The organism is Micromonospora sp. WMMD730 (assembly GCF_049178955.1).
Classification (GTDB): domain Bacteria; phylum Actinomycetota; class Actinomycetes; order Mycobacteriales; family Micromonosporaceae; genus Micromonospora; species Micromonospora wenchangensis.
The window spans coordinates 1,119,692-1,141,861 of sequence record NZ_JBMHML010000002.1; the positions used below are offsets into that span (position 1 = coordinate 1,119,692).

At 74.1% G+C, this 22,170-nt stretch carries 21 protein-coding genes and 1 pseudogene; 12 read left to right on the forward strand and 10 right to left on the reverse strand.

The genetic code is table 11. The features are described from left to right. From ACN265_RS05150 to ACN265_RS05160, 3 genes are all read left to right on the forward strand, one after another. On the forward strand, positions 1-447 hold the full coding sequence (locus ACN265_RS05150) for an acyl-CoA thioesterase (RefSeq protein ID WP_421406214.1): 447 nt from the start codon (positions 1-3) through the stop codon (positions 445-447). Continuing rightward, on the forward strand, positions 420-1,139 hold the full coding sequence (locus ACN265_RS05155; RefSeq protein ID WP_420116629.1) for a hypothetical protein: 720 nt from the start codon (positions 420-422) through the stop codon (positions 1,137-1,139). Before ACN265_RS05150 ends, ACN265_RS05155 begins: the two co-directional genes overlap by 28 nt. A 131-nt stretch (positions 1,140-1,270) precedes the next feature. Beyond that, on the forward strand, positions 1,271-1,852 hold the full coding sequence (locus ACN265_RS05160; protein ID WP_204928047.1) for a YbjN domain-containing protein: 582 nt from the start codon (positions 1,271-1,273) through the stop codon (positions 1,850-1,852). 39 nt (positions 1,853-1,891) lie between these two features. On the opposite strand, the gene ACN265_RS05165 is transcribed toward ACN265_RS05160, so the two are convergent. From ACN265_RS05165 to ACN265_RS05175, 3 genes and pseudogenes are all read right to left on the reverse strand, one after another. After that, complete coding sequence (locus tag ACN265_RS05165; RefSeq protein ID WP_420116628.1) at positions 1,892-2,314, reverse strand: globin; 423 nt, start codon at positions 2,312-2,314, stop codon at positions 1,892-1,894. A 51-nt stretch (positions 2,315-2,365) separates the two neighbouring features. After that, positions 2,366-3,727, reverse strand: a complete 1,362-nt coding sequence (locus ACN265_RS05170; RefSeq protein ID WP_204928045.1) for an MFS transporter — start codon at positions 3,725-3,727, stop codon at positions 2,366-2,368. Between the two features lie 475 nt (positions 3,728-4,202). Then, positions 4,203-5,138 (reverse strand): annotated as a pseudogene (locus ACN265_RS05175) (mechanosensitive ion channel family protein); the annotation flags it as partial. Positions 5,139-5,513: 375 nt separating this feature from the next. Between ACN265_RS05175 and ACN265_RS05180 the strand changes: the two are divergent. Beyond that, entirely contained in the window at positions 5,514-6,059 is a 546-nt protein-coding gene (locus ACN265_RS05180) for an HNH endonuclease (RefSeq protein WP_204928044.1), read from the forward strand. 119 nt (positions 6,060-6,178) lie between these two features. Here the strand turns inward: ACN265_RS05180 and ACN265_RS05185 are convergent, their stop codons facing one another. From ACN265_RS05185 to ACN265_RS05195, 3 genes are all read right to left on the reverse strand, one after another. Continuing rightward, on the reverse strand, positions 6,179-7,003 hold the full coding sequence (locus ACN265_RS05185) for a class F sortase (protein ID WP_421411378.1): 825 nt from the start codon (positions 7,001-7,003) through the stop codon (positions 6,179-6,181). A gap of 48 nt (positions 7,004-7,051) precedes the next feature. Continuing rightward, positions 7,052-7,576: a hypothetical protein gene (locus tag ACN265_RS05190; protein WP_232378786.1), complete on the reverse strand. Its 525-nt coding sequence runs from the start codon at positions 7,574-7,576 to the stop codon at positions 7,052-7,054. Positions 7,577-7,679: 103 nt separating this feature from the next. Further along, a complete protein-coding gene (locus tag ACN265_RS05195; protein ID WP_204928042.1) occupies positions 7,680-8,123 on the reverse strand; it encodes an Lrp/AsnC family transcriptional regulator in 444 nt (147 codons plus the stop codon). A gap of 147 nt (positions 8,124-8,270) precedes the next feature. On the opposite strand from ACN265_RS05195, the gene ACN265_RS05200 reads away from it, so the two are divergent. Continuing rightward, on the forward strand, positions 8,271-9,173 hold the full coding sequence (locus ACN265_RS05200) for a tryptophan 2,3-dioxygenase (protein ID WP_421406215.1): 903 nt from the start codon (positions 8,271-8,273) through the stop codon (positions 9,171-9,173). Between the two features lie 105 nt (positions 9,174-9,278). Here ACN265_RS05200 and ACN265_RS05205 read toward each other — a convergent pair whose 3' ends face one another. Continuing rightward, positions 9,279-10,217 (reverse strand): alpha/beta hydrolase, encoded by a 939-nt coding sequence (locus ACN265_RS05205; RefSeq protein WP_421411380.1) that lies wholly within the window; start codon positions 10,215-10,217, stop codon positions 9,279-9,281. 405 nt (positions 10,218-10,622) lie between these two features. Between ACN265_RS05205 and ACN265_RS05210 the strand changes: the two genes are divergently transcribed. Both ACN265_RS05210 and ACN265_RS05215 read left to right on the forward strand, forming a co-directional pair. Continuing rightward, positions 10,623-10,907, forward strand: coding sequence for a hypothetical protein (locus ACN265_RS05210; RefSeq protein ID WP_088646597.1), 285 nt, complete (start codon positions 10,623-10,625; stop codon positions 10,905-10,907). Then, the gene (locus ACN265_RS05215; RefSeq protein WP_145921345.1) at positions 10,894-11,307 is read left to right on the forward strand and encodes a DUF5130 family protein; all 414 of its coding nucleotides are present in this window, start codon (positions 10,894-10,896) and stop codon (positions 11,305-11,307) included. Before ACN265_RS05210 ends, ACN265_RS05215 begins: the two co-directional genes overlap by 14 nt. A gap of 188 nt (positions 11,308-11,495) precedes the next feature. Here the strand turns inward: ACN265_RS05215 and pepN are convergent, their stop codons facing one another. Next, complete coding sequence (pepN, locus tag ACN265_RS05220) at positions 11,496-14,042, reverse strand: aminopeptidase N (RefSeq protein WP_421406216.1); 2,547 nt, start codon at positions 14,040-14,042, stop codon at positions 11,496-11,498. Between the two features lie 222 nt (positions 14,043-14,264). On the opposite strand from pepN, the gene ACN265_RS05225 reads away from it, so the two are divergent. The 3 genes from ACN265_RS05225 to ACN265_RS05235 all read left to right on the forward strand — a co-directional run bounded on the left by ACN265_RS05225 (position 14,265) and on the right by ACN265_RS05235 (position 16,765). Beyond that, entirely contained in the window at positions 14,265-14,888 is a 624-nt protein-coding gene (locus ACN265_RS05225; RefSeq protein ID WP_357928069.1) for a DsbA family protein, read from the forward strand. Between the two features lie 115 nt (positions 14,889-15,003). Then, positions 15,004-16,206, forward strand: coding sequence for a DUF1015 family protein (locus ACN265_RS05230; RefSeq protein WP_421406220.1), 1,203 nt, complete (start codon positions 15,004-15,006; stop codon positions 16,204-16,206). A gap of 73 nt (positions 16,207-16,279) precedes the next feature. Next, complete coding sequence (locus ACN265_RS05235; protein WP_088647123.1) at positions 16,280-16,765, forward strand: ribose-5-phosphate isomerase; 486 nt, start codon at positions 16,280-16,282, stop codon at positions 16,763-16,765. Between the two features lie 63 nt (positions 16,766-16,828). Here the strand turns inward: ACN265_RS05235 and ACN265_RS05240 are convergent, their stop codons facing one another. Further along, on the reverse strand, positions 16,829-17,158 hold the full coding sequence (locus tag ACN265_RS05240) for a hypothetical protein (protein WP_204928037.1): 330 nt from the start codon (positions 17,156-17,158) through the stop codon (positions 16,829-16,831). A 123-nt stretch (positions 17,159-17,281) separates the two neighbouring features. Between ACN265_RS05240 and ACN265_RS05245 the strand changes: the two genes are divergently transcribed. Next, complete coding sequence (locus tag ACN265_RS05245; protein ID WP_421406221.1) at positions 17,282-17,827, forward strand: hypothetical protein; 546 nt, start codon at positions 17,282-17,284, stop codon at positions 17,825-17,827. A 290-nt stretch (positions 17,828-18,117) separates the two neighbouring features. Next, positions 18,118-18,915 (forward strand): serine protease, encoded by a 798-nt coding sequence (locus ACN265_RS05250; protein WP_204928035.1) that lies wholly within the window; start codon positions 18,118-18,120, stop codon positions 18,913-18,915. A 93-nt stretch (positions 18,916-19,008) separates the two neighbouring features. Here ACN265_RS05250 and ACN265_RS05255 read toward each other — a convergent pair whose 3' ends face one another. Then, entirely contained in the window at positions 19,009-22,059 is a 3,051-nt protein-coding gene (locus ACN265_RS05255; protein WP_421406222.1) for an Hsp70 family protein, read from the reverse strand. Positions 22,060-22,170 lie beyond the last annotated feature (111 nt).

Below are 22,170 nucleotides of genomic sequence, written 5' to 3' on the forward strand. Positions count from 1 at the left end.
ATGGCGGACCGTTTCGTCTACCACTGCACCCTGCGCTGGTCCGACCTGGACGCGTACGGCCACGTCAACAACTCGCGCTTCCTCACCCTGTACGAGGAGGCGCGGGTGGCGTTGATGTTCGCCGGCGGCAAGGCGTGGGGGGTCGGCTCGTTCGCCGACGGGGTCGTCATCCGCCGGCACGAGGTCGACTACCTGCGCCCGGTCGACTACGCGCTCGGCCGGGCCACCGCCGAGGCCGCGCCGACCGTCCGGATCGAACTGTGGGTGGAGCGCATCCGGGCCGCCTCGTTCACCGTCGCCTACGAGCTGTACGACGGTGAGGTGCTGGCCAGCACCGCCCGCTCGGTGCTGGTCCCGTTCGATCTGGTGGAGAAGCGACCCCGGCGGATCAGCGACGCCGAACGGGCCTTCCTGGAGTCGTGGGCACCGACCGGCGGGGTGGCGTGAACGGCGGGGCCACCGTCCGGCCGGAGCACGGGTTGGTGGGGGCGGACGACGCGGGGGCCTTCCTGGCCCGGCTGGTCCGCCTCGACCCGGCCACGGTGGTCCGGCTACGCCCGCTGCCCGGCGTCGGCCGTACCGCGCTCTGGGCCCGGCTGCCGTGGGACGTGCTGGTGGTCCGGACGGTGGCCGGGACCGCCCCGGCCGACGTCACCGTGGACGCGGCCGCGCTGCTGGCCCGGCTGGCCGACGCCGACACCGCGCTGCCGCCCGGCCGCGACGAGCGGTGGCGGTGGCCGCTGCCCCCGGTGGTGAGCCGCCCGGTCGAGGTGCTGCCCGCCGCCGAGCTGCGGCGCATCGCCGAGGCCGCGGCGGGCACCCTGCGCGCCGCCGCCACCGAGGGGGTACGCGGGCGCGCGGTGGGGCAGCGGATGCTGCGGGAGGCGCTGCTCGACCACGTGGCGGTGACCGTCACTCCCGACGCCGATCCGGCCGACCCGGTGGAGATCACCCAACGGCTGGTGCAGGGGCTCGTCCGGATGGGGTTCCTCGGCCCGGCCGAGGTCACCGCGGCGGGGGAGGTCCAGGTCCGGGTGGCCGGCCGGTGGGTCGGTCTGGTGGGACCATACGGAACCGCCTGGTCGCGGAAAGTTTCCGATCTCGCAATTCGTCCGGCGCGGGATCAGCCGAAAGTATGACCCCGGCTCATTCTTCCGGGCTGGGGCTGCCGTTGGGGGGGTGTCTCAACCCGGCTGTCCGGGTACCGTCCATCCTCGGATCCAACGCACCGTAGGCGATTGGATCCGCTGGGGAGTGAGGTGCGCGAGCGATGCCGTGGTGGTCATGGCGCCCTGGTCCCGCCGCTGGCGGCGAACCGGAAACTCGAAGCGGAGTCTCGGTGGACAGCATCCGGGTGGGGCCACCGCCGCCCCGGCAGCCGGCGGAGGACTGCCCCGGCACCGATCGGCCCGTCGTGACCGACCGGCCGGCCTCCGTGGCACCGGTCACCCTGGCCCGGGTGTGCGACGCGCTCGACCTGCTCGACGTGCGTTACCTGGCCGACGGTGACGGCAACCTGCTGGCCATGTGGGAACGGCACGCGGTGCTGGTGACCCTCGAAGGCCCCGAGGACGAGATCCTGGTCATGCGGGCCCGCCCGCACGCCACCGTCCCGCCGGACTGGGCCGACCGGGCCTACCGGGTGGTCAACGAGTGGAACCACACCCGCCGGTTCTGCAAGGCGTACATCGGCGACCCGACCGAGCGCGGCCAGTTGCCCATCTACGCCGAGTTGCAGGTGCCGCTCGGCGCCGGGGCGCACGACGCGCTGCTGGTGGAGATGCTCGACTGCGGCGCGGCCGTGGCGACCACCTTCGTCGACTGGCTGCACGACGAGGGTGCCCTGCTCTGAGCGGCCCGACGCCCCGCCCGCGCCGTCGCGGCGGCCGGGTCAGCCGGCGGCCGGGTCCTCCATCACGTTGACCATGAAGTAGGCCGACCGCTCCAGGTAGTCCCAGAGGGTGGCCGCCAGCTCCGGCGGCAGGCCCAGGTCGTCCACCGCCCGGCGCATGTGGCGCAGCCAGGCGTCCCGCTCGGCCGCGCCGATCCGGAACGGCGCGTGCCGCATCCGCAGCCGGGGATGCCCCCGCTGGGCCGAATAGGTGTTCGGGCCGCCCCAGTACTGCATCAGGAACAGCGTCATCCGCTCGGTGGCCGGCCCGAGGTCGTCCTCCGGGTACATCGGGCGCAGCAGTGGATCGTCGGCGATGCCGGCGTAGAACCGGTCGACGAGCCGCCGGAAGGTGGGCTCACCACCGACCGCGTCGAAGAAGGTCGTCGACGGAACGGGCCGGAGGTCGCCTGCGGAATCCACCGTTCCATCCTGCCAGGTACGGCGACGCCACGACCGCCGCCCAGCGGCCGATCACATCACAGCGTGCCGCCGAGGGGTCCGCCGTCCGGGCCGGGGCGGCGTCGAACCGGGCCGGTCGCCCGCCGGTGACCCGGCGTTGGCCAGGTCGGCGGCCTTCACGGCGGCGTCCACGGTGGCCCGGTCCGGCCAGCGCAACGCGGTGGCCAGCATCAGCAGCACCCCGGCGGCGCTCCACACCCCGACCACCACCGGCACCGAGAAACGGTCGGCGAGCATGCCGGTGACCAGCACCGCACCGCCCTGGATCACCTGGATGCCGGTGGCCATCACGCCGAAAGCACGGGCCCGGTAGCCGTTGGGCAGGGCCCGGACGAACAGACCGTTCGCCGTCGGGATCAGACCGGCGACCGCGAAGCCGCAGGCCGCCGCGAGCAGGGCGACCACCAGGGGGGGCGGGTTCAGCAGCGCCGGCACCAGGGCCAGCGGGGCGAGCACCGCCAGCGGTCGCATCAGGGTGAGCCGGCCGGCGGGCGACACCAGCCGGCCGACCAGCAGGCCGCCGACGATGTACCCGACCGGGTTGGCCGCCATGATGACGGCCTGGGCGGCACCCGAGTCCAGGCCGTTGCCGGAGCGTTCACCGGCCCACGCGGCGGCCAGTCCCTCCGGGACGATCGAGAAGAGCATGGCGCTGAACACCAGCAGGCTGATCGCCCGCAGCACGGGGGTGCCGAAGACGATCCGGAAGCCCTCGCCGGTCTCCCGCAGCAGGTGGGTCCGGTGCGCCGCGCTCAACGTCGGCTCCCGGTCGTGCACGCCGAGCTGGACGAACAGGGCGGACAACCCGAAGGTGGCCGCGTTGAGCAGCAGTGCCGCCGTCGGGCTGACCGCCGCGACCGCCGCGCCGGCCAGGTAGCCGACCACCTGCGCGGCCTGGCTGGCGCTGGCGTTGAGCGACAGCCCGAGCACCAGCCGGTCGCCGGTGAGGATCGCCGGCAGCAACGCCGAGCGGGCCGCCTGGCTCGGCGGGTTGGCCAGGGTGGCGGCGAAGAGCAACGCGAGGATCGCCCAGACCGGCAGGCCGGGCAGCACGATCAGGACGGTCAGCAGCATCCGGATGACGTCGCAGGTCACCATCACCCGCCGGTGCCGGTACCGCTCGGCGAGCGCGGCGAGCAGCGGGCCGCCGACCAGCCACGGCAGGTAGCTCACCGCGAACGCGGCGGCGGACAGGGCGACGGAGCGGCTCTCCTGGTAGACCAGCACGGTGACGGCGGCCTTGGCGACGTAGTCACCGACCCAGGACAGGACACTGGCGGCGAAGACCGCCCGGAACTCCCCCTGCCCGAACACCTCGCCGAAGGTGGCCGGCCGGTCCGGGGCGGGTCGCTGGTCGGACACCGTCGCCTCCATCGTGCCCCGGCACCGGCCACTTGTGATGGCCCGGCGGGGCCCCGTCGTCAGATTCGCGGATCAGCGATGACGTGATCACGCTCCCGGGAACGCGTGCACCGGATTCTGCCCGATCGTCTGACAACTGACTAGGGCGAACGGATTGATCGTCGCATCCCCGACTGAACGAACGGACGATACCGGAGGGGCCGCCCGGCGCGCGAGCCCCGACCATCGGACCACATCGGACAGGTGGTGAGCTGCGGTTTCAGCTACCCCCGGCCCGCCCGGCACCCGTGCCGCCGGTGCCCGCCGGGGTCCCCGGGGCCGTCGGACCGTTCGTGCCCGCCGGATCGTCCGTGCCCGTCGGGGTGGCCGGACCCGTCGTAGCCGCCGGGCCGGAGGCGGCGGAGGTGCCGGCGGCCGACGGGGCGGTCGGACCCGACAGGCCGGCGGCGGCTGTCGGGGCGGCGGTGCCGGTGGCCATGCCGACCGGCGGCAGCCCCGGATAGAGCCGGGCCGCCGCGATCCGTGCGGTGATGCCGGAGTTCTCCAACGCCTCGGCGAGCCGGCGACGCAGCTCCCGGCCGACCGCGAACTGGCCGTCCGCCGTGGTCTTCACCACCGTCCGGATCACCGCGCCGTCGACGGTCATCTGCTCCACCCCGAGCACCTCGGGCGGCTCGACGATGTCGGCGGACAGCTCCGGGTCCACCGCCACCGAGGCGGCGGCCGTGCGCAGCACCGCGTTGGCCTCCTCGGTGCCGGCGAACCCGATCGGCAGGTCCACCACGACCAACGCCCAGCCCTGGCTCTTGTTGCCCACCCGGATGATCTCGCCGTTGCGGATGTACCAGAGCACCCCGCGACCGTCGCGGACCGTGGTGACCCGCAGCCCCACCGACTCGACCACCCCGGTCGCCTCGCCCAGGTCGACCGTGTCGCCGACGCCGTACTGGTCCTCGATCAGCATGAACAGCCCGGCGATCAGGTCCTTCACCAGGCTCTGCGCGCCGAAGCCGAGCGCCACCCCGGCGATGCCTGCGCTGGCCAGCAGCGGGGCCAGGTCGAAGCTGAACTCGCGCAGGATCATCAGCAGCGCGATGCCGAAGACGAACGCGGTGACCATGCTGCGCAGCACCGAGCCGATCGCCTCGGCACGCTGGCGACGCCGCTCGGGGACGAACTCGGTCGGGTCGAGCGTGGCGGTGGGCACCCGCTCGCGCAGCGGACGCAGCAGGGTGGGCACCGCCCCGTCGGTGGTGGTCCGGACCAGCCGGTTGATCGTCCGGTGCAGCGCCCAGCGGGCCACGAACGCCAGCAGCAGGATCAGCACCACCCGCAGCGGCTTGAGCAGGATCCAGTAGCTGCCCTCGGCGAACCAGGCCGACCCGGTCACCCGGTAGAGGTACTCGCAAGAGGTGCTGCCCAGACAGTCGGCACCCGAGCCGTCCCCGGCACCCGGGCTGCCACTCGGGGCCGGGCTCGGTGCGGCGGACAGGACGACGGTCGACAGGCTGAGGGCGCTCACCCTGTCTTAGTACCGCAGCGGACGCGGGGGCCGTCGGCCGGCCCACCGGAGAGTCCCGGCCCATGATCGTACGGCGCCGAACCGGACATCTTCCTACATCGTGCGGAGGGTTCCGCGGGTACCCCGGATTAGTACGTGCATTACGCGGTCCGATCAGGGACGATTGGCGTCAACGGACGACGGTGATCCCGCCGGAGTCGGTCGTGGCCCTCGGCTGCCCGGGGCTCGGCCGGCGCTGCCAGCGGTGGGAGCGGCTGGACCGGGAGGGTGAGCACGATGCCTGACATACGACCCACGGTGGGCTCCGGCGCGCTGGTCCTCAACGCCACCTACGAGCCGCTGTGTGTCGTGTCCGTGCGTCGCGCCGCGATCCTGGTGCTCTCCGCCAAGGCCGTCTGCGTCGCCGACGGCGACGGCATCCTGCACAGCGCCCACGACGCGCTCCCCGTCCCCTCGGTCGTGCGGCTGACCCGGTTCGTCCGGGTGCCCTACCGCACCCACGTCGGGCTCTCCCGCCGGGCGATCTTCGCCCGCGACGGCAACCGCTGCGCCTACTGCCGGGGGCCGGCCGAGACCATCGACCACGTCTTCCCGCGCAGCCGTGGCGGCCGGCACGCCTGGGAGAACGTGGTCGCGGCGTGCGCCCGGTGCAACCACACCAAGGGCGACAAGACCCCGGCCGAGCTGGGCTGGCGGTTGCACTGCCTGCCGGCGGCCCCGAAGGGCAACGCCTGGCGGGTGCTCGGCCACCGCGCGCCCGACCCACGCTGGGCGGACTGGCTCGACCTGCGGGAGCCGCTGCGCGAGGCCGAAGCCGCCTGACCGCCGCGCGGGGCCGAGCCGCCTGACCGCCGGGCGGGGCTGAAGCCGCCTGACCGCTGCGCCCGCCTGACCGCCGCGTCGCCGTCGGGTGCTCCCGGGGCGGCCGGAACGACCGCGGGTCAGCGGGCCCGGACCAGGGTGGCGTACACGACGACGTTGTCGGCGTAGCCGGTCCCGCCGCCGACCCAGCGCCCGCCGCAGGTGATCAACCGCAGGTTGGGGCGGCTGAAGTCGCCGAAGATCTCGTCTACCGGCAACCGTTCCTTGCCGTACCGCTGCACCTGGTCGACCTCGAAGACGGCCACCCGGTGATCGGCCCGGGTCACCTCGATCTCGTCGCCGTCACGCAGTTCCCGCAGCCCGTGGAAGACCGCCGGGCCGGTGGTGGTGTCCACGTGCCCGACGATCACCGCCGGGCCGTACTGGCCGGGAGTGGGGCCCTGGTCGTACCAGCCGGCCTCCTGGGCGCGGGCGGCGGCCGGGACGTCGATGCTGCCGTCCGGGGCGATGCCGACCTGGTGCACCGGGGCCCGCACGTCGATCCGGGAGATGGCGATCTGGGTCGGCGGGCTGCCCGCCAGCACCGGGAACCGCTTCGGTGGCGGGCGCAGGCCGGCGACGAACCGGTCCGGCAGGACGTTGAGCCCGGTGACCCGCTCCACCCCGAGCATCGCCACGATCAGCAGCATCACCGCGGCGATCGCCAGCACCGGCAGGCCCGGCCCGGACCCGGCGAACCGGCCGCCGAACGCCGGGACCCGGGGCACCGGGCGTACCGGACGGGCCTGGGTGACCGGGTCGGCGGTGGTCACGCTGGCGGAGAAGGCCTGGCCGGCGACCCGGCGGAAACGCCGGGCGGCGCGGCGGGTGCGGGCGGCGATCCGGTGGGCGGCGCGCCGGCTGCCGGCGGCGACCCGGACGGTGCGCCGGGCCGCCGCCCGCAGCCGGTGGCCGGCCGGCCGCGAACGGGTACGGGCCATGGCGACAGGCGGTCAGGCACCGGGCCGGGGCCGTCGGCGGTTGCCGCCGAAGACGCCGAGCCCGGCCGCCACGGCCACCACGGCCAGGCCACCGACCAGCAGCAGCGAACCGCTGCCCCGGTCACCCGCCGTCCCGCCGCCGCCGGTCGCCGGGCCCTTGCTCGGCTGGGCCATGTTCAGCACGGTCAGCATGGTCGAGGCGGTGTTGCCGTTGGCGCACCGCAGGTCGACCGGGTAGTCCCCGGGCTGCTTGTTGCCCGGGACGGTGACCGCACCGGTGAGGAAGCCGTTGTCGGGCCGCAGCACCACCCGCCCGAAGGCGTCCGAGTGCACGGTGGCCTGCTGGTTGTTGGCGTTGTCGCAACTCGCCCGGACGTTGACCCGGGTGCCGGCCTGCGCGGTGTTCGGCGTGACCTCGACGAAGGTGTTCTCCCCGGCGCGCGCCGGGGTGGCCGCGGCCAGGACGAACACCCCGACCAGGGTGAGCATCGCCAGTACGGCGTGGACGGCACGACGGTGCAGAGTGAGCCCCCGCATGATTCCCCCCTCCCGGCGACAGTTCGCCGGAATCCTGCGACGGGTGTGCGGGGCTGCATTCCCGCTGGCCCGGGGGCAAACCCGGACTCGGGTCCGCCCGGGGTCAGGCGGGTGGCAGCGGGGTGACCGGATGCCACTGCAACGGGCTGGAGAGCACCATCGTGCTGGACGGCTGCCCGTACGGGGCGAGCCGGTCGATCACCGCCTCGAACTGCCCGATCGAGCCGGCGGCGACCTTGAGCATGCTGCACGCGTCCCCGGTGATCCGGTGGATCTCCTGGATCTCCGGCCAGTCGACGACGTTCGGGTCGTGCAGGATGCACCGTGGGCCGTAACAGGACATCCGGATCAGCGCCACCACTCCACGGCCGGCGCGGGCCAGGTCGACGTGCGCGTGGTAGCCGGTGATCACCCCGGACTCCTCCAGCCGGCGGACCCGTTCGGCGACCGCCGGCGGGGACAGGTGCACCCGCCGGGACAGCTCGCTGTACGACAGCCGCGCGTCGGCCTGCAACTCGCGCAGCAGGGCCCAGTCCATCTCGTCCACGTACCGACCTTATCTTCGGCAGGCCGATCGGCCGAAGTGCCTTTCGTTCGTGAAGTGAGAGCCGCTCAGCTCCATCGAAGCGGCATTCCGCCACGGGTACGTGACGGGAGATCATGTTCGGACAGCCGAACCGGAGGAGGCGAGACGGTGGAACAGACGGACCAGCGGGCGTACGCCCCGAACCCGGTCGTACGCCCGTCCACCCCGCAGCAGCGGCGGGCCCGCGCCGCCCGCAACGGCGGTGAGCCCACCCTGGATTTCGCCGACCGGACGCCCTACGACGCGTACGTGCACGCCAGCACCCTGCACACCCTCCAACAGCCGCTGAGCAGCGACCCGGGTGAGATGTCCTTCCTGATGGTCAGCCAGATCATGGAGCTGTACTTCGGGCTGACCTGCCACGAGCTGCGCCAGGCCCAGCGTGACCTGCGGGCCGACCGGGTGTGGGCGGCGCTCGCCCCGCTGCGCCGGGCCGCCCTGCACCTGGAGGGGCTCAACGCCGCCTGGCGCGGGTTGCGCTGGATGACCCCGGCCGACTTCAACCGGTTCCGCAACCTGCTCGGCGAGGGCTCCGGCTTCCAGTCCGCGATGTACCGCCAGCTGGAGTTCCTGCTCGGGCTGCGCGACCCGGCGTTGATCCGCCCCTTCCGCCGCCAACCCGGGGTGTACGACGACCTGCGCGCCGCGCTGGCCACGCCGAGCCTCTGGGACGACGTGGTCGCCCTGCTCGGCCGGCACGGGCACGAACTGCCCGCCGAGCTGCGGGACCGGGACGTCGCCGACGAGCACCTGCCGCACCCCCGGGTCGAGGCGGCCTGGGTGGCGGTCTACGACGACGACGGGCCGGACAACCACCTGCGGCAGCTCGGCGACGCGCTGGCCGACGTGGCCGAGCAGTTCGGCGACTGGCGCTGGAACCACGTCAAGGCCGTGCAGCGCACCATGGGCGCCAAGGTGGGCAGCGGCGGCTCGGCCGGGCTGGCCTGGTTGCAGCGCAGCATGTCCCGGGTGGTCTTCCCCGAGCTGTGGTCGGCCCGCACCGCGATGTGACCCCGGCGGTGAGCGCCTGCGGTGGGTGACGCCCCGGCACGCTGCCCGGTCCACGGGTGGCCGGCCCCGCCGCCGGGCGGGGCGACGGGACCGGCCGGTACGCGGTCAGGAGTGCGGGCAGGTGTCCCGGTACTCCTCGATGGCGCTGCCCCGGGGTGCCGGGCAGAGGAACTGCTCGTAGCGGGTGTCGTCGTCGACGAACCGCTTCAGCCAGGAGATGCTGTACTTCGCCACGGTGACGTTCGGCGAGGTAGGCGCGGAGTGACCGGCCGCGTTCAACTCCAGGTACGCCTTGTCCAGGCTCGCCGGCAGGCTGGTGTAGAACGGCTCCGAGTGCGAGGCCACTGGGGCGGTCGAGTCGTTCTCCGCGCCGATCACCAGCGTCGGCACCCGTACCGACGACCAGTTCTTGACGGTGTGCCAGCCGGTCAGCGGGATGGCGGCCTGCAACGCGGGCCGGGTGTTCGCCGCCGACAGGCTGCCACCGCCGCCCATCGAGTGCCCCATCACCGCGAGCCGGGTGCGGTCGATCCGGGTCCGCACCGCGCTGCTGCCGGTCAGGTAGTCCAACGCGGCCAGCAGTTGGGTGCCCCGGGAGGCCGGCTGGTCGTACACGGAGAGGGTGTCGATGGTGATGACCACGAAGCCCTGCGAGGCCAGCCGGGGGCCGAGCCAGGCGACGCTGGACTGGCTGGCGGTGTACCCGGGGGAGATCGCCACCGCGCCGAAGGTGCCCTCGGCGGTGCTGGTCGGGTAGTAGATCGTGCCACCCCGGAACCCGCTCACGGCGGACGCCGCGACGGTGCTCTGGGCGATGGCGAACGGCCCCCGGGTGGCCTCGATGCTGGCGGTCGTCGGGGCGGGGCCCCGCTCGTACGGGTTGGCGGCGACCGCCGCGACCGTCCGGCCGTCGACGGGCGCGGCGCTCGCCGAGGGTGCGGCGAGCGCGCTGCCGCCGACCAGGGCGAGCGCGAGCAGCGGACGGGTGACCAGCCGGGGCCAGGGCCGGCGGGACCGGGTGGGGTGGGGGTGGAGGGCGGGCACGGGTTGCACGGGGGCTCCCTGCGGGTGGGTGGACCGGAATCGATCGAGAACGTCCGATCGGTACGGGCCATCCTCCGGGTCCCGGCGTCGAGACCGGCAATCCCGGCCGGGTCATGTCAGCGGAATATGGGGCGGACGCCACACCCGTGCCGGTCGTGTCGTCCCGGCGCGATCGGATACCGAACCGGCAGGATGGGACCGGGTGACCCGACTCGTCCCCGCCGCAGGGCCGCTGGAACACTTGAGTGACAGGCGGGATCGGCACCCCGCAGGCTCGCGGGGCGTCGGCTCCGCTAACGTGAATGGCAGCGGAGTCGGGAGCCGGTGTCACGATCGTCCACCCGACCCGGAAGCTCTGGTCTCTCTTACCGCCTGGGGGCGTTGGGATTGTCTGTCACTGACACGTTGCTGATCTTCGTCGGCATCCCGGCGGCGGTGGTGCTGGTGATCGTCGGGCTGGTATTCGCCGCCAACCACGGCAGCGGCGGCGGCGCCAAGCGCTACCGGCCGGGCCGACGCTTCGACTTCACGCCGGTCTGGTTCCTGGGCCGCCCGGAGCAGTTGGCCGACTCGGCCGGCACCGCCCTGGCCGCCGGTGCCCAGGCGCCGGCGCTGACCAGCCACAAGCAGCAGCAGGCCGGCATCGAGGCGCCGGCCGGTGGAACCGGAGGCGCAAGTGACCGTTGGTGAGCAGGTCGACCAGGCCGGCACGGGCACCCCGCCCGAGGTGCTGGACGGGCCGTTCTCGACCCGGCAACTGCTGCGCATCGACGAGGCGCTGCGCCTGGCCGACCAGGGCAGCGGCCTGGTCTTCTCGGTCTACGTCGGCGGCCTCGACGAGCCGGTCCGGGAGCACGCCGAGCGGCTGCACCGCCAGCTCGCCGAGCCGGACAGGTCGGTGCTGATCGCCGTGTCGCCCAACCAGCGCCAGCTGGAGGTCGTCACCGGCCGGTACGCCCGCAAGCGCATCCCCGACACGTACGTCAAGCTGGCCGCGCTGTCCATGGTGGCGTCCTTCGGCGGCGGCGACCTGGCCGGCGGCATCATCCAGGGCCTCGACCAGCTCGCCAGCCACGCCGGTCGGGCCTGAGCCCCACCCGCACGTCCCGAACACTCCGGAGCCCGGCCCGCACCACGCGGACCGGGCTCCGTCGCGTCCATGGAGTCCCGTCCCGGGTGGCGCGTACCGGTACTGCCCGTGCCAGGCCGGCACCGCGGAACGACCGGGGCCGGCGTGGGCTCGCACCCGCGCCGGCCCCGGGCCGTGCCACCTCGACGTCAGCTGCTGCGGGCGTCCCGCGCGCGGGCCTTCAGCGCCCGGACCACCCCGTCGCGTCCCTCGGCCACCAGCCGGCGCAGCGGCGCCGGCTGGCCGTCGCCGGCCAGCCACGCGTCGGTCGCCGCCACCGTCTCCTCCTCGACCAGGTACGCCGGGTACGCAAGCTGCACGAACTCCTGCGCCGGCTCGCTGTCACGCTGCGCCCACACCTGCGCCACCGTGGCGAAGTACCGCTCCCGGTACGGCGCGGTCAGCGCGACCTGCGTCGGGTGGGTGAGGCCCTGCAACAGCGCCCGGTTACGCCAGTTCGGCAGCGCGTCCGGGCCGGTCAGCAGGGACCACACCGTCGCCTTGTTCTCCGCGGTCGGCACCAGCGCGTGCGCGTAGGCGGCCTCCCGCTCGCCGGAGGCCGTCCGGTCGCCGGCCAGCTCCGCCTCGATCTCGGCGGTGCCGGCCGCCCCCTTGGCCACCAGCGACTGCAGCACCGTCCACCGCAGCTCGGTGTCGATGGTGAGGCCCGCCGGCACGTCGGTGCCGGCCAGCCACCCGCGCAGCGTCGCCAGGTCCTCGTCGGCGCGGGCCGCCGAGGCGTACGCGCGGGCCCAGGCGAGCTGGAAGCCGCTGCCCGGCTCGGCCGCCGCCAGCGTGTCCCGGGCGGTGCGGGACAGTTCGGCCCAGCCGGTCGGCGCCCAGGCCGGGTCGGCGTAGAAGATCAGCGCGGTGCTGGCCTGCCGCAGGGTGGCGGTGACCAGGTTGATGTCGGTCTCGGCGGGCAGCCCGGCCAGCACCAGCGCGACGTAGTCGCGGGTGGACAGTTCCGCGTCGCGGACCATGTCCCAGGCGGCCGTCCAGCACAGCGCGCGGGCCAGCGACGAGTCGAAGCCGGCGATGTGCTGCACGACGGTCGCCATGGACCGCTCGTCGAGCCGCAGCTTGGTGTAGGTCAGGTCGTCGTCGTTGAGCAGCAGCACGTCGGCGGCCGGCCGTCCGTGCAGCACCGACAGCTCGGTCACCTCGCCGGTGACGTCCACCTCGACGCGTTCGCGGCGGACCAGCCGGCCGTCGGTCAGGTCGTACAGGCCGACGCCGATGCGGTGGGTGCGCAGCGTCGGGTGACCGGCCGGGGCCTCCTGCCGGACCAGCACCCGCTCGTAGCCGCCGTCGGCGCCGATGGTCACCTCGGGGCGCAGGGTGTTGACCTGGGCGGTCTCCAGCCACTGGGCGGCGAACTTGCGCAACTCCCGGCCGGAGGCCGTCTCCAGCTCCGACAGCAGGTCGTCGAAGGTGGCGTTGCCCCACGCGTGCTTGCCGAAGTACGCCCGCAGCCCCGCCAGGAACGGCTCCTCACCGACGTACGCCACGAGCTGCTTGAGCACGCTGGCGCCCTTGGCGTACGTGATGCCGTCGAAGTTGACCTCGACCGCCTCCAGGTCCGGCATCTCGCAGTAGACCGGGTGGGTGGAGGAGAGCTGGTCCTGCCGGTAGCCCCAGTTCTTGCGGATCGACAGGAACGTCGTCCACGCCTCGGAGAACCGGGTGGCGTGGGTGTTGCACCAGTGGCTCGCCCACTCGGCGAACGACTCGTTGAGCCACAGGTCGTTCCACCAGCGCATGGTGACCAGGTCGCCGAACCACATGTGGGCCAGCTCGTGCAGGATCGTGTTGGCCCGCTGCTCGTACTCGAAGTCGGTGACCTGCGAGCGGAACAGGTAGTGCGACTCGGCGTGGGTGACGCAGCCGAAGTTCTCCATCGCGCCGGCGTTGAAGTCGGGCACCCAGAGCTGGTCGTACTTGGGCAGCGGGTACCGCACCCCGAACTGCTCGTGGAAGAAGTCGAAGCCCTGCTTGGTGATCAGGAACAGGTCGTCGGCGTCCAGGTGCGGGGCCATCGAGGCCCGGCAGAAGACGCCCAGGTCGATGCCGTCGTGACTGTCCCGCACCTCGTGGTACGGCCCGGCGCACAGCGCGGTGATGTAGGTGCTCATCCGTGCCGAGGTGGCGAAGTGGACGGTCTTGAGTCCCTCGCCGGCCGGTTCCTCCCGCTCGACGGGCATGTTGGACACCACCCGCCAGTGCGCCGGGACGGTGGCGTGCCAGGTGTAGACGCTCTTCAGGTCGGGCTGGTCGAAGCAGGCGAAGACCTTCTGCGCGTCGGCCGTCTCGAACTGGCTGTAGAGGTACGTCTCGCCGTCTACCGGGTCGACGGTGCGGTGCAGGCCCTGACCGCTGTTGGAGTAGCCGAAGTCGGCGTCCACCACGAGCACGTTCTCGGCGGCCAGCCCGGTCAGCGCCAGGCCCTTCTCGGCCGACCAGCCGGCGAGGTCCACCGGCTCGCCGTTGAGCGTGGCCGCGCGCACCGACTCGGCGGCCGTCTCGATGAAGGTGCCGGCACCGGGTTCGGCACAGCGGAACCTGACCTCGGTCACCGACCGGAACGTGCGGCCCTCGGCCTGCACCGCCGTTGACAGGTCGAGGTTGATGTCGTACCCGGTGACCTCCAGCAGGCGGGCCCGCTCGGTGGCCTCGACCTGGGTCAGGTTGCGCACTCCTGGCACTTTCGTCTCCATCCCACTCTCGCCGCCTTCCGGCTGCGCCAGCCCCTGCCGGCCGCTCGTGGCGGCGACCCGAGCCGAGTCTTCCATGCACCGGCCCTGCGGTGGTCGACGTCACGCTCTCATTCCGCTACCGATCGATGCCGTGGGGGGTGAGGATCGAGGGAAACCGCGCCGGGTCCGCCGGCGTGTCTGACGTCACGAAGGGACTCCACCGTGACCGAACGTGTCGCCGTCGACATGTGGTTCGACCCGCTGTGCCCGTGGGCCTGGATCACCTCCCGTTGGCTCCTGGAGGTCGAGCAGGTCCGGGATGTGGACATCAGTTACCACGTGATGAGTCTCTCCGTCCTCAACGAGGGCCGGGAGCTGCCCGAGCAGTACCAGGAGATGATGAAGCTGGGCTGGGGGCCGGTGCGGGTCTGCATCGCCGTGGAGCAGGCGCACGGCGGCGCGACGCTGGCGAAGCTCTACACCGCCATGGGCACCCGCATCCACCTCGGCAAGGAGCCGCTGGGTCGGGAGATGATCACCGCGGCGCTGGCCGACGTCGGGCTGGACCCGTCGTTCGCCGACGCCGCCGACTCCACCGAGTACGACGAGGCGCTGCGGGCCAGCCACGAGGCCGGGATGCGCCCGGTGGGCACCGACGTCGGCACCCCCGTGGTGCACGCCCCCGGCCCGGACGGCGAGAAGATCGCCTTCTTCGGCCCGGTCATCACCCCGTCGCCCAAGGGTGAGGCCGCCGGCCGGCTCTGGGACGGCGTCCTGCTGGTCGCCGGCACCCCCGGCTTCTACGAGCTGAAGCGGTCCCGCGAGCTGGGCCCGATCTTCGACTGACCGCCACCCCGGTGGGGTCCGGCCCGATCGGGCCCCGCCGGGGGACGGTTCATCTGGTGGACCCGGCGCGGGGTCGGCGTCGCGCGGGCCGTCGTCGCCGGTAGCGTCAACCCCCATGACGGTCGTGCATCCGATCGCCCGGGCCTGGATCACCACTGGCGGCACCGGCGCGCAGAACTACGACGAGTTCGCCGACGACGCGGAGATCACCGCGATCATCGAGGCGAACCCGCACAGTGCCCTCGGCATCGAGATGCCCCACCGGGCGCCGGAGAGCCTGGGGAAGTCCTTCTCCGACGCGCTCGGCGACGCGGTGGCCCGGCTCACCGAGGCCAAGGCCGACGGCAGCTACACCCCCGCCGAGCAGGTGGTGGTCCTCTACCGGATCAGCGCGCCGGGGGAGGAGCCGGCGTACGGGCTGTTCGCCATGGTCGACACCGACCAGATCTCCACCAGCGCCGACGAGCCCGGCCTGGTGATCCGCAACGAGGACGTCTTCATCGCCAAGGTGCGGGAGCGGGTCGCCCTGGCCGAGGCGCTGGGGCACCTGCTCTCCCCCGTACTCCTGCTCCAGACCGGGCGCGGTGACGAGCTGCACGCCGCGCTCGCGACGGCGACCGACACGGCGGGCGCGCCGGCCGCCACCGACACCGACCAGGCCGGCCGCACGCACGCCATCTGGCTGCTCGGCCCCGGCCCCGAGCAGGACGCGCTGACCGCGTTGGCCGGCGGCGGCGAACTGGTGGTGGCCGACGGCAACCACCGCAGCCTGGCCGCGCAGACCGGCGGTTTCCCGCGCTTCCTCGCGGTGGTCACCACCCCCGCGTCGGTCGCCATCCAGCCCTACAACCGGCTGGTCAGCGAGCTGCCCTGCACCCCCGACGAGCTGCTCGACCGGCTGCGCGCCGCGGGCGCGCGGATCAGCCCGGTCGACGGCCCGGTCGAGGTCCCGGCGGCCGGCGGCACCGTGCACCTGCGGCTCGCCGGCCAGGGGTACGCGGTGACCATGCCGCACGACGCGGACGCCGCCCGCCTGGAGAACCTCGACCACGCCCTGGTGGAGCGGCTGCTGCTGCGCGACGCGCTCGGCCTCGACCCGGGCGACAAGCGGATCACCTACGTCGGCGGCGACTACCCGGCGAGCTGGCTCACCGGCGAGGTCGACGCCGGCCGGGCCGAGCTCGCCGTCCTGATCGCCCCGGTGACGGTGGACGACTTCGTCGCGGTGAACCTGGCCCGGGAGAAGATGCCCCGCAAGAGCACCTGGTTCACCCCGAAGGCGCGCGGCGGCCTGGTCGTCGCCGAGCTGCCCCGCTAGATCCTGTGACGAATCCGCCCCGGCACGCCGCCCCCACGGCGGGCCGGGGCGCGGCCCTGACAGACTGCCCGGTATGCGCGTCTACCTGGGATCCGATCACGCCGGTTTCGAGTTGAAGGTGCACCTGGCCAATCACCTGGCCAAGCAGGGCTACGAGCTGGTCGACGTCGGCCCGCACGCCTTCGACCCCGACGACGACTACCCGACCTTCTGCCTGCACACCGGCGACCGGGTGGTGGCCGACCCGGGCAGCCTGGGCGTGGTCATCGGCGGCTCCGGCAACGGCGAGCAGATCGCCGCCAACAAGGTCGCCGGCGTCCGGGCGGCGCTGGCCTGGAGCATCGAGACCGCCCAGCTCGGCCGGCAGCACAACGACGCCAACGTGGTGGCCGTCGGTGCCCGCCAGCACACCCTCGACGAGGCCGCCGCCATCGTCGAGGCGTTCCTTACCACCCCGTTCTCGGGCAACGAGCGGCACGCCCGGCGGATCGCCCAGGTGGCCGAGTACGAGCGCACCCGCGAGCTGCCCGAGCTGCCCGCCCCCGCCGACCTGTCCTGACCGCCGCCCGCGCCGGGCTGCTGCCGGCGATCCGTCGACCGGGCCGGTCACCGGCCGGCCCGGTCACCGACCCGAACGGGGCAGGTCCTCCCGGGGCACCCAGTTCCGCCGGATGATCACCAGGCGTTCCTCGGCCTCGGCCAGGTCCTGCTCGGTGGGGCGGGCCGCGTCCCGGGCCCGTAGCGCCGCCCGGACGCTGACCTGCGACGAGCCGGAACCGACCAGCCCGCGTAGCCCCCGCTCGCCGTCCTCGCCGCCCGGGGCCCGGCGGGCCCGTGGCGGTGGGGCCCCGTCGTGCACCTCGGCCGTCGCCGCCGTCGGCGGCTCACCGCCGCCGGTCGTGGGCTCCGGCTGGTGCCGTAGCCGGCGTCGCCGCCGCTCCGCATCCACCATGTCCCGACCGTACCGTCCGGTGGCCTCCGCCGGGCCGGGCCGGGCGCGGCAGTTTGTCCGCTCGCTACCCTCGAAGACGGTGGACCGGTCGACGGCCGGCACCGGTCATGGGGAGGAAACAAGATGGCAGACCAGACACAGCCGTGGGCCGAGCGGACCGTCGAGGTGCCACCCCAGCCCGGTGTCGGGGTGCCACCGCAGCGGGAACCGTTCCGCCGGGGCGTGGCCTCGGTGGGGCAGCCCCGGGCTCCGCGCACCGAGCCGTTCCCGGTGGTCGGGCACGAGCACGACCAGTCCGGCTGGTCCGAGCCCGCCGCGCCGCGCCGGCCGATGAGCTGGCACGTGGAGCAGTTGCGCCGGGGTAGCGAGTGGAGCGCGGCCGGTGCCCTCTTCGCCTTCGTCTGCTGGGGCATCTGGGCCATCTCCGGCCGGGGCGACCTCGGCGCTCCGCTGCTGACCTTCCTGCTCAGCCTGCTGGTGGCGGCCGGCCTGTTCGCGCTGTCCCGGCTACTCGGCCGGGTCATCCTGGAACGCCAGCTCGGCCGGGTCCGCCGCAGCGCCCGGGGCGCGCACCTGGTGACCGGGATCTTCCTGGCCGGGGTGGGCATCGCCTACCTGCAGCAGACCCAGTGGGTGATGGACGCCTGGAACTTCGTCACCGGCAACTGAGCCACCCGACCTCCGGTACGGCGGGCGGGCCGGGTGGTGACCCGGTCCGCCCGCGTCCGGTCGCGGGGTTGCCCGCGACACCGGTCGACTCCTCCAGGCCGGGCGCTGGCATACCCCGCCGCCCCGGCTTCATCCCCGCCCGGCCGGGTGATCCCGCGCGCCGCGCCGCACCGCCGGGCCGCGATCGTATGACCCCAACAGGATGTTGATTCACGTCGATTCGCCGCTCTAGGCTCCCGCCATCGAACCGGCGCCCCCACGAGGCGCGCCGCCGAGGGTTGGAGGCCCCCGTGAACCGTTGGCGCAGTCTCACCGGCCGGATGGCCGCCACGATCGTGGCGATCACCGCCGGGTCGCTCGTCCTGACCGCCCCGGCCACCGCCGCGCCCACCCCCGACGCGGCCCCGTCCGTCGTCGGCGGCACCCGGGCCGCGCAGGGCGAGTTCCCGTTCATGGTCCGGCTCTCCATGGGCTGCGGCGGGGCGCTCTACAGCCCCCGGCTGGTGCTCACCGCCGCCCACTGCGTGAACCGCACCGGCACGAACACCAGCATCACCGCGACCCTCGGCGCGGTCGACCTCCAGTCGAGCAGCCGTATCCAGGTCAAGTCCAACTACGTCTACCGGGCCCCCGGCTACAACGGCAGCGGCAAGGACTGGGCGCTCATCCGGCTCGCCACCCCCGTCACCTCGCAGGCCACCCTGCCCATCGCCACCACCACCGCGTACGACAACGGCACCTTCACCGTCGCCGGCTGGGGTGCCGCCCGGGAGGGTGGCGCGCAGCAGCGGTACCTGCTCAAGGCCACCGTGCCGTTCGTCAGCGACGCGAGCTGCTCGTCCTCCTACCCCGGCGAGCTGATCCCCGCCGAGGAGATCTGCGCCGGCTACGCCAGCGGTGGCACCGACACCTGCCAGGGTGACTCCGGCGGCCCGATGTTCCGCCGCGACGCCGCCAACGCCTGGATCCAGGTCGGCATCGTCAGCTGGGGCGACGGCTGCGCCCGGCCCAACGCCCCCGGCGTCTACACCCAGGTCAGCACGTTCGCCGCATCGATCGCCTCGGCCGCCGCCAGCCTCGGCGGCTGACCCACCGACCGCCCCCCGGGCCGCTGCGCCACCGACCGCCCCCGTGGCAGCCGGTGGCGCAGTGGTGTCCGGCCGTTCAGCCGTCCCCGGCCCTCAGCCGTCCCCGGCGAACCGGTACAGCACGAAGTCCCGCTCCGCCCCGCAGACGATCACCGACGTGTTCCACGCGCACGACTCGCTGCGGACGCCCTGCAGCTGCCCCATCTCGGTCAGCCCGCCGGACTTCGACACCCCGGCCAGGCTCCGGTCGTCCTCGACGCTGCTCGGCGTCTCGGCGAAGACCAGCAGGTTGCCGGCGTCGACCCGGGCCGCGACGCCCTTGCGGTCGGTCAGCACCGCCTTCCCGGCCGGGTCGAACAGGCTCACCGAGGTCTTCGGCAGCTCCCGCCGTACGAGCAGGTGCTCACCCACCGGCACCAGGCCCTGTCCGCCGGGCGCCGCCCAGCGGCGACTGCCCTTGCCCTCGGTGGCCGCGACCACCTCCGTGCGGTCGGCGTCGCCCTCCGGCACCTCCAGCAGGCAGGCCCGGTGCTCGCCGCAGGCCACCAGCGCGGTGACCCGCCGCTGCTCACCGGCGCTGTAGAGCACCGTCGGCTCGGCGAAGCTGCCCAGGTCGTAACCGAGCAGCTTGTATCCCCGGTCCTCCGCCACCACGTACAACCGGTCCCCGGACGCGACCATCCGGTCGCTGACGTCGGCGACCCCGTCGCGGCGACGCACCACCTCGCCGCTGTCCATGTCGAGCACCCGCACCGACCGGTCGGCACCCACCTGCACCAGCCGGTCGGCGTCGCCGAGCCAGGGGGTGTCGGACGTGCCGTCGAACCCGGCGGGACCGACCACGCTCTGCGCGGTGCCCACCCGCAGCACCGTGGTGCGGGTGTCGCCGTACTCGCTGCGGGGGTTGTCCAGGGTCCACTCCTGCCGGCCGTCGCGCAGCCGCAGCCCGACCAGGCGGCTGCCGGCGCGGTCCACCCAGACCAGCCGCTCCGGGGTGACGTGCACCGCATCGTCGCCCTGCACCGGCAACCGCCACCGTTCCCTGCCGTCGCCGGCGTCGAGCACCACCACGTCGCGGGGGGTGCTGTCGCCGGCCGCGTCCGCGACGACCAGCACCGCCCCCGGCACCGCCCGGACCCCCTTCCACCGCTCACTACCGGCTGCGATCGTGTTCCGCCATGCCTGCTTCCCGGTGCCGGCGTCGACCGCCACCACGGTCAACCGGTTGTCGGAAAGCTCGTAGGCCAGGTAGGCGCGGTCACCGAGCACGGCGGTGAACATCGCCGTCGGCCGGTCCCCACCGGCGGCGGGCCGGGCCACCTCGGTGAGCGTGTGGAACTCCAACGCCGGGTAGCGGTCCCGGGTGAACCAGAGGGCCGCCGCGCCGAGCACGCCGAGCAGCGCCAGCCCCGCACCGAGCCCGATCCACAGCCGGCGACGCCCGCGCCGCACCGGCGTCGAGGGGCCGGCACCGGTCCCCGGTGGTGGCACCGCCCCCGGTGGTACGCCCGGCCAGCCCGTCGGATACCCGCCCTGGGCCGGTACGCCGCCCGGCACGGTCCCGTCCGGCGGCATCCCACCCGGGGTCGGCACGGGCGTCGCGCCTGATCCGACCACCGGTGTCCCACCGAACGCAGTGCCCGCCCCGGCCACCAGGGTCGCGCCGGGTCCCGCCGGCAGGGTCGCGTTCGGTTCCTGCGGGAGGGTGTGGCCCGGACCCGACGGGAGGATGTGGCCCGGGCCGGCGGGCGCTGCGCCCCCCGGCAGGGTGGCGGCCGCGTTGGCAGGTCGGCCGTCACCCGGACCGACCGGGGCGGACGCGGCGTCGGGTGCCCCCGGCGCGGCGTAGTGCGTCCCAGCGGCCGACGCCTGTGCCGCAGTGGCCGACGCCTGCGCCGGGGCGGGCGACGCCTGTGCCAGTTCGGCCGACGGCTGTGCCGGGGTGGGCGACGGCTGTGCCGGGGCGGGCCCGGCCGCGCCGGCCGACCCGGGACGCCGGCCCGGCCGGGGTAGCGGCAGGTCGGTGAGCGCCCCCTCGGCCACCGGCAGCTCGGGTTGCTCCAGCACGGTCGGCGCGACCCCCAGCTCGGCGTGCAGCAGCCGGGCCACCAGCGGCACCCGGGACGAGCCGCCGACGAGGAACAACCCGGCCAGCCGGTCCGGGGTGAGGCCCGCCTCGGCGACCACCTCCCGGGTCCGGGCGACCGCCCGGGTCAGCAGGGGAGTCGCGAGCTGCTCCAGCTCGGCCCGGCCGAGCGGGACGGCGGTCTCCAGGCCGGGCACCGCGACCGGGGCCACGGCGACCCGGGACAGCATCTCCTTCGCGCCGCGCACGTTGTCCCAGAGCTGCTGCCGGTCCCGCCACTGCCCGGTCGTCTCCGGTCGGGTCAGCCGGGCCCAGAGCGCCGCCTGCCCGTCACCGACCAGCTCGCCGACCCGGGCGAGCAGGGCCGCGTCGAGGTCCAGCCCGCCGAGATCGGCCATCCCGCCGGTGGCGATCACCGTGAAACCCGAGTCGCCCCACGGGTCGGCGCCCTCGTTACGGACGACCGCCACGTCCAGGGTGCCGCCGCCGAAGTCGAACACCGCCACCGACTCGCCCACCGGCACCGGCCGCCGCAGCACCTCCGTGTAGTAGCGGGCCGCCGCCACCGGTTCCCGCAGCAGCCGGGTGCCCACCGGCACCGGACCGGACATGGTGTGCTCGGCGGCCGACGGCCAACCGGCCAGCGCCAACGCGTCGTGCAGCACCTGCCGCCGGGGAGCCTCCCAGGCGGCAGGATAGGTGAGCACCGCCGGGGGCAGGAACCCCACCGTCGCCACCGCCTGTTCGGCGACCGTCCACAGGGTCGCGGCGAGCAGCTCCGCCGGGGCGTACGACCGGTCGCCGAGGAGGACCGTCGGCTCGTCCACCCGGCGTTTCGGGTTCGGCTCGTACCGGGTCGGGTCCGCCTGGGCCAGCCGCTGGGCGTCCCGGCCGACGTGCAACCGGCCCTCGGTGTCGGCGTAGACCCCGGAGGGGAGGATCGGCTGCCCGTCGACCAGCAGCGGTCGGGTCCGCCCGTCCGGCCAGCGCAGCACGGCCACCGTGTTGGACGTGCCCAGGTCGACGCCGAGGGCGTATCCGTCCTGCTGGCCTGCCATCCGTCGCTACCTCCACCGGACGAGGGGATGCCCGGTCCCGCATGGTACGCAGCCCCCGCCGCCCCCGGCCGGTCCGGCCGCTGCGCCCTCGCTCCGACGCCTCCCGGGGTC